The sequence below is a fragment of the Streptomyces sp. NPDC057939 genome (assembly GCF_042887545.1).
In the GTDB taxonomy this organism is placed as follows: Bacteria; Actinomycetota; Actinomycetes; order Streptomycetales; family Streptomycetaceae; genus Streptomyces.
This window is the reverse complement of sequence record NZ_JBHVPG010000002.1, coordinates 204,287-218,275: the sequence shown is the minus strand read 5'-3', so window position 1 is coordinate 218,275 and position 13,989 is coordinate 204,287. Positions and strand designations below refer to the sequence as shown.

At 75.1% G+C, this 13,989-nt stretch carries 16 protein-coding genes; 4 read left to right on the top strand and 12 right to left on the bottom strand.

Translation table 11 applies throughout. The features are described from left to right. Position 1: 1 nt before the first annotated feature. Genes ACFVS6_RS03265 through ACFVS6_RS03255 form a run of 3 tightly spaced genes read right to left on the bottom strand, consistent with a single transcriptional unit; the run spans position 2 to position 1,167 of the window. Positions 2-394 (bottom strand): VOC family protein, encoded by a 393-nt coding sequence (locus tag ACFVS6_RS03265; protein WP_389700231.1) that lies wholly within the window; start codon positions 392-394, stop codon positions 2-4. After that, positions 391-693, bottom strand: coding sequence for an ArsR/SmtB family transcription factor (locus ACFVS6_RS03260; RefSeq protein ID WP_389700230.1), 303 nt, complete (start codon positions 691-693; stop codon positions 391-393). The genes ACFVS6_RS03265 and ACFVS6_RS03260 overlap by 4 nt, the downstream gene beginning before the upstream one ends. A 21-nt stretch (positions 694-714) precedes the next feature. Next, on the bottom strand, positions 715-1,167 hold the full coding sequence (locus ACFVS6_RS03255) for a hydrolase (RefSeq protein WP_389700229.1): 453 nt from the start codon (positions 1,165-1,167) through the stop codon (positions 715-717). A gap of 159 nt (positions 1,168-1,326) precedes the next feature. On the opposite strand from ACFVS6_RS03255, the gene ACFVS6_RS03250 reads away from it, so the two are divergent. Both ACFVS6_RS03250 and ACFVS6_RS03245 read left to right on the top strand, forming a co-directional pair. After that, positions 1,327-2,319 (top strand): AraC family transcriptional regulator, encoded by a 993-nt coding sequence (locus tag ACFVS6_RS03250; protein ID WP_389700228.1) that lies wholly within the window; start codon positions 1,327-1,329, stop codon positions 2,317-2,319. Positions 2,320-2,554: 235 nt separating this feature from the next. Further along, positions 2,555-3,385 carry a carbohydrate-binding protein gene (locus ACFVS6_RS03245; RefSeq protein WP_389700482.1) on the top strand — a complete coding sequence of 277 codons (831 nt, stop codon included), beginning with the start codon at positions 2,555-2,557 and terminating at the stop codon, positions 3,383-3,385. A 27-nt stretch (positions 3,386-3,412) separates the two neighbouring features. Here the strand turns inward: ACFVS6_RS03245 and ACFVS6_RS03240 are convergent, their stop codons facing one another. From ACFVS6_RS03240 to ACFVS6_RS03205, 8 genes are all read right to left on the bottom strand, one after another. Further along, positions 3,413-3,673 (bottom strand): hypothetical protein, encoded by a 261-nt coding sequence (locus ACFVS6_RS03240; protein ID WP_389700227.1) that lies wholly within the window; start codon positions 3,671-3,673, stop codon positions 3,413-3,415. Further along, positions 3,660-3,962, bottom strand: a complete 303-nt coding sequence (locus ACFVS6_RS03235; protein WP_389700226.1) for a DUF6400 family protein — start codon at positions 3,960-3,962, stop codon at positions 3,660-3,662. The genes ACFVS6_RS03240 and ACFVS6_RS03235 overlap by 14 nt, the downstream gene beginning before the upstream one ends. A gap of 293 nt (positions 3,963-4,255) precedes the next feature. Then, complete coding sequence (locus ACFVS6_RS03230) at positions 4,256-4,849, bottom strand: DUF4232 domain-containing protein (RefSeq protein WP_389700225.1); 594 nt, start codon at positions 4,847-4,849, stop codon at positions 4,256-4,258. A gap of 211 nt (positions 4,850-5,060) precedes the next feature. Then, positions 5,061-5,891 carry an ammonia-dependent NAD(+) synthetase gene (gene nadE, locus ACFVS6_RS03225; protein WP_389700224.1) on the bottom strand — a complete coding sequence of 277 codons (831 nt, stop codon included), beginning with the start codon at positions 5,889-5,891 and terminating at the stop codon, positions 5,061-5,063. A gap of 123 nt (positions 5,892-6,014) precedes the next feature. After that, complete coding sequence (locus tag ACFVS6_RS03220; RefSeq protein ID WP_389700223.1) at positions 6,015-7,661, bottom strand: phospholipase D family protein; 1,647 nt, start codon at positions 7,659-7,661, stop codon at positions 6,015-6,017. Positions 7,662-7,723: 62 nt separating this feature from the next. Then, positions 7,724-8,212, bottom strand: coding sequence for a MarR family winged helix-turn-helix transcriptional regulator (locus ACFVS6_RS03215; protein ID WP_389700222.1), 489 nt, complete (start codon positions 8,210-8,212; stop codon positions 7,724-7,726). Between the two features lie 113 nt (positions 8,213-8,325). Continuing rightward, positions 8,326-9,018, bottom strand: coding sequence for a sigma-70 family RNA polymerase sigma factor (locus ACFVS6_RS03210; protein WP_389700221.1), 693 nt, complete (start codon positions 9,016-9,018; stop codon positions 8,326-8,328). Positions 9,019-9,166: 148 nt separating this feature from the next. Then, the gene (locus ACFVS6_RS03205) at positions 9,167-9,955 is read right to left on the bottom strand and encodes a hypothetical protein (RefSeq protein ID WP_389700220.1); all 789 of its coding nucleotides are present in this window, start codon (positions 9,953-9,955) and stop codon (positions 9,167-9,169) included. A 251-nt stretch (positions 9,956-10,206) separates the two neighbouring features. On the opposite strand from ACFVS6_RS03205, the gene ACFVS6_RS03200 reads away from it, so the two are divergent. Together ACFVS6_RS03200 and ACFVS6_RS03195 are read left to right on the top strand one after the other, a co-directional pair. Next, positions 10,207-11,346 carry an MFS transporter gene (locus ACFVS6_RS03200; protein ID WP_389700480.1) on the top strand — a complete coding sequence of 380 codons (1,140 nt, stop codon included), beginning with the start codon at positions 10,207-10,209 and terminating at the stop codon, positions 11,344-11,346. After that, complete coding sequence (locus tag ACFVS6_RS03195; RefSeq protein ID WP_389700219.1) at positions 11,343-12,530, top strand: sugar ABC transporter permease; 1,188 nt, start codon at positions 11,343-11,345, stop codon at positions 12,528-12,530. The genes ACFVS6_RS03200 and ACFVS6_RS03195 overlap by 4 nt, the downstream gene beginning before the upstream one ends. A 91-nt stretch (positions 12,531-12,621) precedes the next feature. Here the strand turns inward: ACFVS6_RS03195 and ACFVS6_RS03190 are convergent, their stop codons facing one another. Then, entirely contained in the window at positions 12,622-13,854 is a 1,233-nt protein-coding gene (locus ACFVS6_RS03190) for an acyl-CoA dehydrogenase family protein (RefSeq protein WP_389700218.1), read from the bottom strand. Positions 13,855-13,989: the final 135 nt, after the last annotated feature.

Below are 13,989 nucleotides of genomic sequence, written 5' to 3'. Positions count from 1 at the left end.
TCTACTGCGGCTTCGTGGAGATCTGGATCAGGTTGCCGCAGGTGTCGTCGAAGACGGCGGTGGTGGTGGGCCCCATCTCCAGGGGCTCCTGCGTGAAGCGGACGCCGAGCGCGGTCAGCCGCTCGAACTCGGCCGTCACGTCCTCGACGGCGAACTGGGCGAGCGGGATGCCGTCCGCGACGAGCGCGTCGCGGTACGGCTTCACGGCCGGGTGGCCGGACGGCTCCAGGAGCAGTTCGGTGCCGCCGGGCTCCTCGGGCGAGACGACCGTCAGCCACCGGTCCTGCTCGCCGCACGGAATGTCGTACTTCTTCACGAACCCGAGGATCTCGGTGTAGAACCGCAGGGCCTCGGCCTGGTCGTCGACGAAGACGCTGGTCAGGTGGATCTTCATGGGGTGCTCTCCGCAGGTCCGGGGGTGTCGGGCAGGGGCCATCGTTCGGCGATCCGCCGCAGCGGCGCCGTGTTCAGGTCGTGGAACTTGTACCGCCCCTCCCGTCTGGTTTCGACGAGCCCCGCCGCCTCCAGCAGGGCGAGGTGCTGGGAGACGCCCTGGCGCGAGATGCCGAGCCGGTGCTTCATGCTCAGCCGTGCGCAGATCTCGAACAGGGTCTGCCCGGACTTCTCGGTGAGCTCGTCGAGGATGGTGCGGCGGGTGGGGTCGGCCAAGGCTTTGAAAAGGTCGTCGGCCACGGGCACAGGATAGGCAAACGTTCACTTGCCTATCAAGTCGAGGGGGTCCGCCCCGGGCGGTCCCGCCCGTTTGGCGCCGAGCAGCACGCGGTAGCGCTCGTGGGCCGTGAAGTCCGTGAGGCTCCACAGGGCGGGGCGGCCCACCTCGGCGCTCAGGTGGAGGACCGTGTCCGCACCGGCCCACACACCGACGTGCGCCCCGTACGGGTCCGTCCCCGCGTTGAAGAACAGCAGGTCGAGGAAGTCGGGCTCCTCGACGCGGACGGTGTGCAGGGTGTCGTTCCACAGCTCGCTGGAGCGCAGCGGTGGCACGGACCTGCCGAAGTGCCGCAGCACCTCGTAGGCGAAGAGCTGGCAGTTGGCACCGGGGGCGAGGCCGGGCAGCCGGCTCACCGCGGGGGAGCCGGGGTAGCGGGAACCCGCGTAGGGGACGGCCCAGAAGGCGTCCGGCAGGGAGGTGAGACGAGGATCCATGCCGTCATCCTGCCCGGCGGGGCAGGCCGGCGGGGCGCGGTGGCCGGTCCTTGCTCTGGGCCCGCACCCGAAGGGGTCGCAGACTGGCCCGATGGACGAGTTACGGAGCACACCGCGTCGGACCACCCGGCGCCGGACCACCCCGGGGCGGAGCAACCGGTGGCGGACGGCGCCACGCCGGACGGCGTCACACCGGGCCACCCCGTGAGCGCGCCCCGCGGCAGCGAACTGCCGTTGCACCGGCTCGACGTACCACTGCCGCACCTGCTGCCCTTCGCCATCGGATCCTTCGACTCGATCGGACCGCTCTCCCGGGCGGCATTCCCCCACCGCCACGCGTTCTACGAGATCGTCCTCGTCACCGGGGGCAGCGGCGCGCACGTCCTCGACCTCGCCCATTGGCCACTGGACCCGCCCCACCTGTGCGTGATCACCCCCGGCCAGGTCCACCACTGGGAGGACGCCGACGACCTCACCGGACACGTGATGCTGTTCAACGAGGACTTCCTGCTCGCCCACCCCGAGGACGCCGCCGCCCTGGACCTGCTCGCGGCCAGGCCCTGGCTGCGCCCCGAGGGCGACCGGGACGGTATCGCCGCGCTCTTCCAGGAGATGGAGCGCGAGTACCGCGACCTGCGCGCGGGATACGCGGGGGTGCTGCGCGCCTACCTGCACGTCCTGATCGTTCGGGCCCTGCGCGCCTGCGGAACCGGCCCGAGGGAGAGCCCCGCCCCGGCCGGCCGCGCCGTCGAACTGGCCGCCGCCTTCACCCGGCTGATCGCCTCCCCGGACGGTACGGGACGCTCGGTGGCCGACTGCGCGAAGCTGCTCGGGGTCACCTCGGGGCACTTGCACGCACGGGTGAAGGAGGCCACCGGGCAGACCCCGGGCGGCCTGATCCGTCGCAGGCGCACGCTGGAGGCGAAGCGGCTCCTGGCCCGCACCGACCTGACGATCCGGCAGGTGGCGCGGGGCGCCGGCTTCGGGGATCCCGCCTACTTCTGCCGGTTCTTCCGCCGCGAGACCGGCCTCACCCCCGGTGACTACCGGGCCGGGATCGCCACCGGCGCGGCCGCCTCGGGCACCGGAGGAATTCACCACGATCCCAGGATCCGGTCCATCGCCGCGGCCGGGCCGCGAACCGTAGCGTGACGCCGACGGAACCGGCCGGGACGGGGCCGTCACCACCCGCCCGGGCCGCGCCCCACCGCGGCCCGGGATTCCGCCCCGGCACCCGGCACATCCCCCCACACGAGCGCGAAGGAGTCGAGGCGTGCCCATCGACGAGAACCGAGCCACCGACCGGGATCGATCCGGCGACCAGGACCGAGCCGCCGACCGGGGCACCGGCCTGCCCCTCCCCACCCCGCCCGACGGGTCCCGGGCCATACCCCGCACGGGTGGCCGCACCGGCGGCCGCCTCAGCCGCAAGAACTTCCTCAAGGCCGCCGCCCTCGCCGGAGCCACCCCACTGCTCCTCGGCGGTGGCGCGGCCCTGGCCCGGGACCGTGGGGCGGCGAACGGGGCGGCGCCGGAACTGACCCCCGCCTGCGACGACGGGGACGACCCCACCGTGCCCCAGACCGAGGGCCCGTACTTCAAACCGAACTCGCCGAGGCGCACCTCACTGGTGACGGCCTCCACCCCCGGCACCCGCCTCACGATCAGCGGATTCGTCTTCGGCCGGGCCTGCCTGCCCGTGGCCGGAGCCCTCCTCGACTTCTGGCAGGCCGATGTGAACGGCGCCTACGACAACACCGGTTACGGCTTCCGAGGCCACCAGTTCACCGACGCGACCGGCGCGTTCCGGCTCACCACCATCGTTCCCGGGCTCTACCCGGGACGTACCCGGCACGTGCACGTCAAGGTGCAGGCGCCCGGTCGGCCGGTGCTGACCACCCAGTTGTACTTTCCGGGGGAGCCGCGCAACGCCACGGATTCGATCTTCGACGCCCGTCTGCTGATGACCGTGCGCCAGGCCGGCCCGGCGAAGGAGGGCACCTACGACTTCGTCCTGGACGTACCGCAGACCCCCGACCCCACGCCGACACCGACGCCCACGCCGACGTCGACCGGTGGGGGCTGGGCGCCGGGGACCTCGTACCGTGCGGGTGACCGGGTCACCTACGGTTCGACGGCCTACACCTGCCTCCAGGCGCACGTCGCCGTGCCCGGCTGGGAGCCCCCGAACGTGCCGGCCCTCTGGCGCAGGTCCTGACGGCGGGGCCGGTGCGCGGGCGGCCCCTCAGCGGCGGTTGGTGAGACCGCTGGTGACGCGGCTCCACAGGGATCGGGTGGCGCCGAACCCGGTCTCGTGCGCCCAGATGTGGGTGCAACCCGGGCACTGGAGGTGGATCAGGCTGCCGGAGTTGGAGAGCATGTAGCGCCAGTGCCGCGAACACGTCCTCCCGTCCCCGCACGGGGTGCAGGCCCGGGTGTCGTCACAGTTCGGGCAGGGCACCCAGGCCCGCCGGCCGATGTCCGCCTGGGGGTCAAGCGGCAGCATGGCCACCCCCGCGCCGGGGCAGGACGCCGGCCGCGACCAGGTCCTCGTGGACGCGCTGCTGCTCGTCGTCCAGGCCGGAGTACAGGAGGTCGTACGCCGCCTCCTCGCCGCGCAGCACCTCCACCGGGTCCCAGTCGGACCCGAGGGCGGCCATCACCCGGGACCTTCGCAGCATTTCCTGGGAGGTCAGGTCCATGGCGAAGTCGACGACCGGCGGGACGCCGTCCGGCCGGTCGTCGGGGCCGTCCCGGCCGGGTGCGGGAGTGGGGTGGTGCGGGCTCATGCCCATGAACTTAGGTAACCCTTCCTTGGTGGGTCAAGTCCGGGTGTGCGGAGTCACAGCCCCTCCCGGGGGCAGTCCCGGGAGCCGCGCGCAGGGCAGTGGCCCCGGGGCCCGGGCGCAGGGGCGGCCCGGGTCGGACCGGGAAGGCGGTGCGCCCGGGGGCGGGTCCGAGGGCCCGGTGGTGCCCGCGTCGTGGCCCCGGTCGCCCGGGGTCCATGGCAACCGTGGGGCTGGGTACACCCGTTGGGTGCATCGCATGACAACCGGACTCCATCGCGGGGTGGTTGGACCCGCGGTGCTCAACGGAACGCGGTCGCGCGGACGTTGTTGCCGCACAGGGCGAAGTCGCCGCCGTCGGCCGGGGACAGCTGGAGGCCTCCTCCGCCGACGCCCAGGACGATCGAGGGGGCCACGGTCGGCGTGCCGCCGGACTCGCAGTACCCGTCGGCCTCGCCGAGTACCGGCGTGAAGGAGATCCGCGTCGTGGCCCGGCCGCCGACGGGAAGCGTCACAGAGGGCGCTTGGCCCTCGCGCACGACGCCGAGCGGCCTGTTCCTGTCCGGGGAACCCTGGCCCGCGAGGGCCACGGTGGGGAAGCCCCGGAGCACGCACGGTTTCGGCCCGTCGTTGATCACGGTGATCCGTACCGCCGACGCCCCCACCCGCTCCGCGCTGTTGGCGATGAGTCGGGTGTACGGGCAGGGAGCGGCAGGAACCCGTCGCGGCGTCTCGGCCGTCGGTGTCGCGGCCGTGGTCATCGGTGCGGCCCCTGTGGTCTTCTGTGCGGCCGTCGCCGTCGGCCCGGCGCCCGCCAGCACTCCACCCGTCAGTACGGCGGCCGCGAGCAGTCGGGAGGAGGCCCTGATCGCGCGGCTCCTCGTCGTGCCGTTCATCCGGGTTCCTCTCCCCGCCCCGACGGGCCGCCGCAAGGCCGCGGCCACCTCGTACCGGGTCGGTTCCGTCCCCCTGGCGCCCCTTCCACCATCCCACGGGGCGCCCCTCCCGGCGTCCCGGGCCGGCCACGGCGCCGGCCGGTACCGAAGGCGCCGGCCGGTACCGGGACGCACCGGACGACACCGGGAGGCGCCGACCGCCGCCGACCGCCTACGGGGCGATCGGCAGCTGCCGCTTGTGCTCGGTGAGGCGGTAGCGGCGGGCGATCGTGTCGAAGGCCTGCTCGCCGACCGGCTTGCCCTCCAGGAAGTCGTCGATGTCGTCGTAGGTGACACCGAGCGCGTCCTCGTCGGCCTTGCCCGGGGCGAGGGTTTCCAGGTCGGCCGTCGGGACCTTCCAGACCAGCTGGGCGGGAGCGCCCAGGGCGTCCGCGACGGCACGCACCCGGCGCTTGGTGAGGCCCGTCAGCGGCACGAGGTCGGCGGCGCCGTCGCCGAACTTCGTGAAGAACCCGGACACCGCCTCCGCCGCGTGATCGGTGCCGACGACGAGACCGTCGTGCGCGCCCGCCACCGCGTACTGGGCGATCATGCGCTGGCGGGCCTTGATGTTGCCCTGGACGAAGTCCTGGTGGGCGGCGTCCCGGAAGACGGTGCCACCGGCCACGGAGGCTTCCAGGGCGGCGTCGCTCGCCGGCTTCACGTCCACGGTCAGGACCCGGTCCGCGTTGATGAACCCGAGCGCGAGCTGGGCGTCCTTCTCGTCGGCCTGCACGCCGTAGGGCAGCCGCATCGCGAAGAACGTCGCCTCGTGGCCGGCCGCGCGGGCCCGCTCGACGGCGAGCTGGCACAGCCGTCCCGCCGTGGTGGAGTCGACGCCGCCGCTGATCCCGAGCACGAGGGAGCGCAGGCCGGTGGAGGTGAGCCGCTCCGTGAGGAAGGCCACCCGGCGCTCGATCTCCTGCTGGGCGTCGAAGGTCGGCGACACCTGGAGTTCCCGGGCGATCTCCTGCTGCAGGGCGGTGGACGCCGGCTGGCTCACGGCTGCTCCTCGTGTGGTCGTTCGTCGTGCGCCCCGTGGCGCGCTGTCCGGTCGACCCTAGTCGAAACGGCCGGCACCGGATCCGCCGGTGCCGCGTTCCGACGGACCGCCCCGCGGCGGGCCTCAGAAAGCGCCGCGCCGGCGCACTCCCATCGGGCGGCCGTCCGGATCGACGAGCAGCCGGTACAGGGGCAGGGACCACGCCCTGGTCGTCCGGGACAGTTCGGGCGGCCGGTACGCCCGCAGCCGGCCCGGAGGCCGCGGCCCGCGGCGACCGCCCTCGTACCAGGCGTCCAGCGCCGCGGCCGACGAGGCGAACAGCTCGAACGCGCGCACCGGATCGCAGAGCGGATCCGGGGCCTCCGGCGCTTCGGGCGCGGCCGCTCCCGGGGGCGGGGCCTGGACCGCTTCGGCGTCGAGGTGTTCCCGCGAGAGTTCCAGCCGCAGTTCCCGCGCGAAGCGCCGTGCGCCGTCCCCCAGACCGGCGGGGTCGCGGGGCTCGCGCGGGTCCTCGGCGGCGTCCAGTACGGCGCAGTTGAGCTCCGAGTCGTGGGTCCAGGACCGCAGGTTGACGTTGTCCGAGCCGACCGATGCCCACACGTCGTCGATCACGCACACCTTGGCGTGGACGTACACCGGTGTACCGGCGTGGTTCTCCAGCCCGTACACCGCGACCCGGTCCCCGCCGCCGCGGCGCAGCCGCTCCAGCGCGGTGATCCGTCCGACCAGGTTCATCGGCAGGGTGACGGGCCCGTCCTGCTCGGGAACGGTGGGGATGACAGCCACCAGACGCAGTTCGGGGCGGGCGGCCAGCGCCCGGGCGAAGTGCTCCACCACCTGCGGGGACCACAGGTACTGGTCCTCCAGGTAGATCAGGCTCCGGGCCCGGCTGAGGGCCTTGAGGTAGCTCCGCGCGATGCTGCGCTCGCCGTCGGGGGCGAAGGGGTAGCCCTGGAACAGGCGGTTCGGATACGTGCGGAGCACCTGCACGGTCTGCGTGCCGCAGGGCTCCGGATCGGGCGCCTGCGGCGGAAGCCGGTCGGCGTGCTCGTCCTCGCGGTGGACGCGCTGCCGCAGCCGGACGAGGGGGCTCCGGGTCAACGGCGCCGGGTCCTCCCACCGCTCGCGGAACCCGGCCTCCAGGTCACCGACGGCCGGGCCGCGCACCGCGAGCTGTACGTCGTGCCAGGCCGGTCGCGGCCCGTACGCGTCGGCGAACGGAATGGCCTGCGGATCGCCGCCGTGCGCGGCGTCGTCGTTGCGGCCGTGGCACAGGTCGATCCCGCCGACGTACGCGACGTCGAGCTCGGGGCGGCCGGGGTGGCGCAGCACGACCAGTTTCTGGTGGTGGGAGCCGCCCGGCCGGACCCGCATGTCGAGCAGGAACTCGCCGCCGCCCGCCTCGACCTCCTTGCCGAGGTGTCGGTTCTCCGTCGCGCTGAACTGGAAGCCGTCCAGGTGGGAACGCCACACGAGGCCCTTGACGATCACGCCCCGCCGGGCGGCCTCGCGCAGCACCCGGCCTATCTCGGTGCCCGCGCCCGCGAGCCGTTCGTCGGGGTCGCCCCGCCAGTCGGTGAACAGCAGCAGGTCCCCGCGCTCCTGGGCGCGGATCCCGGCGAGCAGCTCACGGAAGTACGTGCTGCCGTGCACCAGGGGTCGTACGTCGTTGCCCGCGGCCCAGGCCAGGGCGTCCGGACGGCGGGAATCCAAGCGCGTCGCCGGGTTGCCGCGGTCGCGGGTCGTGAGTAGCCAATCGGACAGGTCCAAGGCACAGCCCTCCCTCGACGGGCGCCTACCCCCACGGCGCCCGCGCATGCGGACGGCGGGTCCTACGACGTGGCGCGCTCGACGTTGACGATCATGCGGCGGAGGACCCTGAGGGCGGCCGCGTAGTCCTCGTCGTCGACGCCGTCGTGGACCACGGCGCGCAGCTCGGTGACCATCCCGCGCAGCCGGGACCGGGCCGCCTCCCCGGTCTCGGTGAGGTGCAGGCGCTGCCCGTCGTCGGCGCGCAACCAACCCCGGTGGAGCAACTGGTCCACCGCCCTGGCCACTTCGTGGTGCGCGTCGGCCGGCGGGGTCAGCTGGACGACGACCTCCTCGCGGGTCGGGGCCGGCGGTGCGCCGTTCACCCGGTTCAACACCCAGTACTGCGGCTGCGTGACGTCGATCCTGGCCATGGCGTCCCTCAGGTGCCCGGTCACCACGGTGTGGGCGAGGCCGCTCCAGTAGCCGATCGGCTGGCCGACCAACAGGTCGTCGGTGGCGGAGGGGTCGGCCGGGGACTGGTCGGTGAGGGGGCGGGGTGAAGTCTCCATGATCACGAAGCTACCGGCCGGGGACGCGCTCCGCGGCCGCATTTCGGTCGTACGCGAACTCGCCCGTCACGCAGGACGGTCCGCCGCCCGTACGGGCGGCGGACCGTCCCCCCTCAGGCCGCCTGCGGCCGGGCCCCCGCCGCCGCGTCCCGCCGACGGGGACGCGGCAGCTGTCGGTGGGGCGGGTGCGCCGTGCCGGGCGGCGGCGGGTTGTCCGTCAGGAGCGCGGTCAGCGAGAGGCGGGCGCGGGCCACGCGGGAGCGGACGGTGCCGACCGGGCAGCCGATGGCCGCGGCCGCGTCCGCGTACGGCAGTCCGAGGAGCTGGGTGAGTACGAAGGCCTCGCGGCGTTCCGCGGGGATGCCGGCCAGCAACTCGGCCAGCGCGATGCCGTCGTCGAAGCCGGGCACGCCCCGCGGCTGGGCCTGCTCGGCGGCCGTCTGCCAGTCGGTGCGGTCCGCGGTCCGGGGCCTGGCCGCGGCGTGCCGGTGGCTGTCCACCACCGTGCGGCGGGCGATCGACAGCAGCCACGTACGGGCGGATGAGCGGCCCTCGAAGCGGGGGAGCGCGCGCAGCGCGCGCAGGAACACGTCCTGGGTCAGGTCGTCGGCCGCCTGCGGGTCGGAGCTGAGGTATGCCACGTAACGCCACACGTCACGGTGGAGCGCGCGTACGAAGCGGTCCGTCTTGACCGGATCGCCGTCGCGGGCCGCGAGCGCCAGACGGGTCACCGCCGCGTCGGAGTCGGGAGTGTGCGGGGTCCTGGTGCCGGCGGGACGGGGCACGGTGGGCAGGGCATGGGTCATCGCCACGGGTCCTTAGGGCAAGGGATCCGGCGCCGCCGGGAGCGGCGCCGGTGCGGGGTACGGCCGGCCGGACGGCACGGCCGATGCCCGAGGCACGACGCGGGCGCGTACGGAACGGCCGCGGGCCGCGTGCTCGGGGAACCGGCTGTCAGAGGACAGCGGTTCCCGCCGGGGGCCCCCGCGAGGTGATGGCGTGGACGAGGAACAGCCGGCGCGGTCGCCGGTGTCGGTGGGAGCGGCTCACCAGGGCCGGAGGCCGGTGCACGGGCCCGACCGCGCGCAGCAGGAGGCACAGCGGCGCCCGTAGGCGGGCCGCGACGCACCGCGCGATGCGGAAGGCGGCCCGCTCGCCGTGGGCGAGCCACAGACCGCACAGCACGGCCGCCAGCAGGTGGGCCGCCGACATCCCGGCCGGGGACATCCCGACCATCTCGTGCCCACCGGCCGCCACCTGTGAGGCGGCCGGTGCGTACGCGGCGTGTGCCACGTCGTGCAGGGCGTGGTGCGCGTGGGACGCCATGGCCGGTACGTCGCCGCCGGACGCCCCCGGGAACACCGCCGGGCCCGGACCACCCGGCCCGACACCCCCGGCCGACGCCGGGTCGGCGAACAGCCCGCCGCAGGTCAGGTACTGCGCCCACTGCCGGACGAACGGCGTGCCCGCCGGCAGGGTGGGCCGGGCCGAGGCCTGGACCAGGGAGAACGCCGCGTGCAGCCAGGCCTGGACGGCCACGGCCGCCGCGGTCACCCGGAGCGGCCCGCGCTCCCGGGCGGCGAGGAACCAACCCGCCGCCGCGGGGGCGACCGGCGCGAGCGTCAGCGCCCACCACGGCACGGCCGTACCCGACATGAGGAGGTGTCCGGTGGCGGCGAGCAGCACGCACAGGGCCGCGAACAACGCGGCCCGCAAGGCTCGGTGACAGTGGCCCGGCTTCATGGCGGGCTCATCCTCGCACCGGCCTTTCGAGCCGCGCAGCGCGCTGCGCACATCCCGACAAGTTCTCGTGCCAGGTGGATCCGGCCGCTCCGGAGCACCGTGTGCGCCGGGAACCGATCCACCGGCGCACCCGACTGCCTACCCTGTCGGCCGGGACGTTCAACATGCGCGGACGGGGGATTTTCGTGGCGGCGGAGGAAACGAAGGCGATAACGGAGAACGGGCAAGTCGGCGGCAGGGAAAGACAGTTGGTGGCGCTCCTCACCTGTGCCATGGGTTTCTCCATGCTCCAGCTGTTCCTTCTCGGGGCCCTCGGCCCCCGCCTGGTGGAGGAGTCGGGCATCTCGCCGGCCGTGCTGGGCCTGACGACCACCATCGGCTTCGGGACGGCGGCCGCGCTCTCCCCGGCCGGCGGCCGGATCGTGGACCGGATCGGCCCGCGCCGGTCCCTGGTGGCCCTGCTGCTGCTCTCCGCCGTCGCGCTCGCCCTGATCGGCGCCGCACCCGGCACCGCCCTGCTGCTCTGCGCCGTCGCGGTGGGCGGCGTACCGCAGGCGCTGGCCAACCCGGCCACCAACAAGGCGGTCCTGCGGTACGTACCGCCCGGGCGGCGGGCACCGGTGACGGGGATCAAACAGTCCGGGGTCCAACTGGGAGCCTTCTTCGCCGGGTTGCCGCTGACGCTGCTCGCGGCCGGGATCGGCCTGCGGGGCGCGGTGTGGACCGCGGCCGGCACGGCCCTGCTGGCCGGTCTGTGGGCCCTGCGCACCCTGCCGGTCGACCCGCCCCCACCTCCCGCCGCGCCGCGCGGCCCGCTCGTGCCCCGCGGCATGGTGGCCTGGCTGGCCGTTTTCTCGCTCTTCCTGGGCGCCGCCATCGCCTCCGTCAACACCTACCTGGCGCTCTTCGGGGCGCAGCGCCTGGGCATGGGCCCGACCACGGCCGGGGCCCTGGTCGCCGTACTGGGCGTGGCGGGCATCGCCGGTCGCGTCGGGTGGTCGAAGGCGGCCCGGCCCGGCCGCGCCGAACGGCTCCCGGGATGGCTCGCGTGCGGATCGGTCGCGGCGGCCGCCCTGCTGGGCGCCGCGGTCGTCGCGGGCCCGCTGGTGTGGGTCGGCGCCGTGGCCGTAGGGGTGTTCGCCGTGTCCGGCAACGCCGTCTCGATGGTCCTCGTCGTACAGCGGGCCGCGCCGGGCCGGGCCGGACAGGACTCGGCGCTGGTCGCCGCGGGGTTCTTCGCCGGATTCGCCCTGGGGCCACCGCTGTTCGGGCTCCTCGCGCAGAGCGGCCGGTACGGGGCCGGCTGGCTGCTGGTGGCCGCGGAGTTCACGGTGGCGGCAGCGGTCGCGTTCGCCTGGGCCCGGCGCGACCGCGCGGGACGTGCCGCGTGAACGCCGACGAACCCGCACGGCGGGCCGGGGACGCGCTGCACCGCGTCCTGGATCGGGCCGCGGTCACCGGGGCGGCCGTCGGCGACCGGTTCCCGCTCCACGCCGACCCGACGCACGGCACCTGGACGACGACCCGCAACGGCTCCTGGACCGGCGGCTTCTGGGCCGGACTGCTGTGGCTCCGCGCCCGCTCCACCGGCGCCGCGGCCGACCGGCGGACGGCGTCCGCGTGGACGGCCCGGCTGGCGCCCTGGGCGGAGGCCGACACCGCAACCCGGGGCCTGATCCTCTGGTACGGAACCGCCGCGGCCGACGACGATCCGGACGCCGCCGCGCTGCGCGCCCGGGCCGCACGCGCCTGTCTGTCGGCCTTCGACCCCGGACTCGGGATCGTGCCCTGGGGGGACGCGTTCGGCGGACCGCGGCTGCTGGCCAGGGCGGACGCCGTACCGGGGATGGTGCCCCTCCTCGCCTCGGCCGGGCCGGCCGGGGCGGCCGCCGCCTCGGCCCACCTGCACCGCCACCTGGACCTCTGCCTGGGCCCGGAGGACGACGGGCGATCTCTCGGGCCGGCCTGCCGGCCCGAAGGCGGCGACGGGGCCGGTGCTCCCCGGGGCGGCCCCGCCGCACGGGCCCCCGATCCCCATGCCCCGCCGAGCCCCGCCTGGCGCTTCGAGGGGCCGGTGACGGGCTGGCGGCCCTGCGCGGAACCGGCGCCCGGCTGGAGCCGGGGCGACGCCTGGCTGCTGCTGGCGGTGGCCGATGCCCTCCTGTGCCCCGACGTCGCGGGCCACCGCCCCGCCCGGCTCGAAGCGGCCGCCCGCAGGCTCGCCGAGCCGGCCCTGCGGCCCGGGCCGCTCGTACCCCCGGCCCGTACCGGACGTCCGGACGGCCCGCTCGACACCTCGGCGGCCGCCATCACCGCCGTCGCCCTGCTGAAGCTCGCCCGGTCACCCGACCCCCTGGCCGCCCGGTACGCCCACCGGGCCGAGGAGATCCTGGACCACCTGGCACGGGAGCACGTCACCGGTCCGGGAGCCGGCAGACCGGCCGGCATGCTCCTGGACGGGTGCTACGACGCGGGGCGCGACCTCGCCGTGCGGCACGAACTCATCTGGGGCGACTTCTTCCTGGCCCTCGGCCTGGCCGCCCGCAACGGCATCGTCGACCTCACCCGCCTGTAGGCCCGTGAGCGCGTAGGTCCGTGAGCCTCTCCGGCCTCTCCGGACGCTCCACCCGCTCCCTGCGGCCCCGGCTCCCCCTGCCCCGCGCGGCTCATCCGGCCGACGCCGCCGGGGAGGGGGTCGTCCCGTCCCGACCCGGGGCGTAGCCCCGCAGGACGCGGCGGGCCACCGAGGTGACGTGCAGTTCGTCGGGGCCGTCGAGGATGCGGGCGGCCCGCCCGGTGCGGAAGAGGGCCGGCAGCGGGGTGTCCGGGCCGAGCCCCGCGGCGCCGTGGACCTGGATCGCGGAGTCCGTCACCTGCTGGAGCATGCGCGCCGCCGCGACCTTGGCCAGCCCCACCTCCGTACGGGCGTCCTGCCCGGCGGCGATCAGCGCGACCGCCTCGTGGGCCAGCAGCCGGGCCCCGCGCAGCGCGAGCAGCGCTTCGAACACGTGCTGCTGGACCAGCTGGTGCCCGGCGAGCGGACCCCCCGTACCGCCGCGCCCCGCGGCCCGGGCGCACATGAGGTCGAAGGCGCGTCCCGCCTGGCCGATCCAGCGCAGGCAGCGCAGCGTACGGCCGAGTTGCAGCCTCTCACCGGCGATGGACAGGGCGTCGCCGCCCGCGCCGATGAGGTGGTCGGCCGGTACCCGGACCCGGTCGAGGCCGATCTCGTACTGCCCGGTCGCGCCGAGCACGGGCAGTTCCCGCAGCACGCGGAATCCGGCGGAGGAGGTGGGGACGAGCAGCAGGGACAGTCCCTCGCGGTCCCCGGGCGAGCCGCCGGTACGGACCAGGACGGTCACCAGGTCGGCCCGCCCGGCGCCGGAGGTGAACCACTTGCGGCCACTGACGAGCCAACTGCCGTCCGGGTTCCGTTCGGCGCGGGTGCCGGTCAGTGACGGATCGCTGCCCGGTACGTCCTGCTCCGTCATGGCGTAGCAGGCCCGCAGGTCGCCCGCCACCAGGGGAGCGAGGTACTCCTCGCGGACCCGCTGCCCCCCGTGCCGGGCCAGCATGGTGACGTCGAGCAGGGGAGCGGAACCCAGGGCGGCGGGCCCGTGGTCGCTCGCACCCTCCGCCTCGGCCAGCGCGGCGTACTCCCCGAAGGACAGCCCGCCGCCGCCGAGTTCCGCCGGGAGCGGCAATGCCCACAGCCCGTCCTCCTCGGCCCGGGCCCGCAGGGAGGCGAGCGCGGCGTCCGCCGCCTCCCCGCCGGCGTCCAGCACCGTCTCGTACGGGATTACCCGCTCGGCGACGAACCGGGCGACCCTCTCCCTCAACCCCGTCGGGTACGGGCCGCGCCGTGCCGCTTCCCCGGTGGGGGACTCCGGATCCGTCACTGCATTCCTCCTGTGTCCCGGGAACCCGTACGAACGACTGTCCGACTGTCTGTTCGTGGAACTGGTCGGGCGCACGCGCCCCCGGGTTCCCGCCCACCGCATGCACCCCGGCGCAGGCCACCGCCGCGCCAGGAG